Here is a 1,098-nt window from a genome sequence, read left to right as displayed (position 1 = left end):
AAGGTGAGTAATTCTCATCTTCCTGTTCTGAAAAAATGCAATTCCTTTCTCTCCAATCAATCCTATAAGTTGCATTTGTTACTTGAATTTAGGTCTTTATACATCATTTTCATAAGTATCAGCATTAGTATCGCCATAGGTGATACCATTAACAGTGACATATAAAGCCTTGATAGACTTAAATATATATGGTCTGCTTTGTCCACATTTAAAAACATTACAGCATACATAATGCAGAATGAAATTATAAGCATTATACCAAATGTTTTATAGCTGTCATTTTTCATTTTATTGTCCATTCTTTTTTCGCTTTAAATTAGAAGTCAATGTTCAGTTTGTTAAATATTTGATTACCCCAAGGGTTCCCATAATTTTTTTTCAACAGTAATAAATTTGTTTAGCGGGGGGCTTTCGCCCTAATAACACAAATCAATGGTTACAAGCTCGACTACCTTTTCGTTGGTCACGGAAAGAAGGTTGGAAAATAACCGTGTTCATGATACCCATTGTGCCAACCTGACAATTTGTGAAATCCCACTAAACTTATTATTTTCCTTTCTTGAAACAAAAACAAACAGTAAGAATAGTAGATTTTATCAAAATCTTTTTTCAACAATATCCCAGTCGTTTATTTTAATCTCTTTAGGTTAAATTCCCCGCCCTTGGTGCGATTTAAAAATTATTCTGCTAGTGAGTTCATACCCCGTCCGCTTGCGGCGGGGTAGTTCATTAATCATCTCATTTTTTATTTTTTAAATGCTCAGAAGCTTCCTTTTCCATCTTTTTCAGTCTGGTATAATAATCAGGAAACTCGTTTAAATGAGCCAAGGCTATTTCACCTGTCAATTTTCCATCATTGTTTGTAACATTACTCACTGCGTGTATTGTCCCATGTTCAAGTTCTACATTTAAACCTTCTGTAAATGCTTCCAAGCTTATCTTGTCCCAATTAATTTTGAGACCATTGCCGATTTTCTTTGCTTCAGTTTTGCTAAATTTTTTCATATTACCTTAAATCCGCAGGTCGATTGCTAGGTTTTAAATCTTAGCGTATTTAGGTTTGCTTGGTGGATATTTTGCCATTTTTTTGGTTCGACA

General features: G+C 33.6%; 1 protein-coding gene. It reads right to left on the bottom strand.

Going from position 1 to position 1,098, the window contains the following annotated elements:
• Positions 1-738 precede the first annotated feature (738 nt).
• Positions 739-1,005, bottom strand: a complete 267-nt coding sequence (locus BLS65_RS17820; protein ID WP_092441131.1) for a DUF5661 family protein — start codon at positions 1,003-1,005, stop codon at positions 739-741.
• Positions 1,006-1,098 lie beyond the last annotated feature (93 nt).

The sequence above is a fragment of the Williamwhitmania taraxaci genome, from assembly GCF_900096565.1.
In the GTDB taxonomy this organism is placed as follows: Bacteria; Bacteroidota; Bacteroidia; order Bacteroidales; family Williamwhitmaniaceae; genus Williamwhitmania; species Williamwhitmania taraxaci.
Note: the sequence above shows the minus strand (reverse complement) of the source record. Positions and strands in the feature narration are given on the sequence as shown.

Bases quoted from the DNA above. Each gene is read 5' to 3' on its own strand.
- BLS65_RS17820 (WP_092441131.1), bottom strand. From the start codon at position 1,005: ATGAAAAAATTTAGCAAAACTGAAGCAAAGAAAATCGGCAATGGTCTC.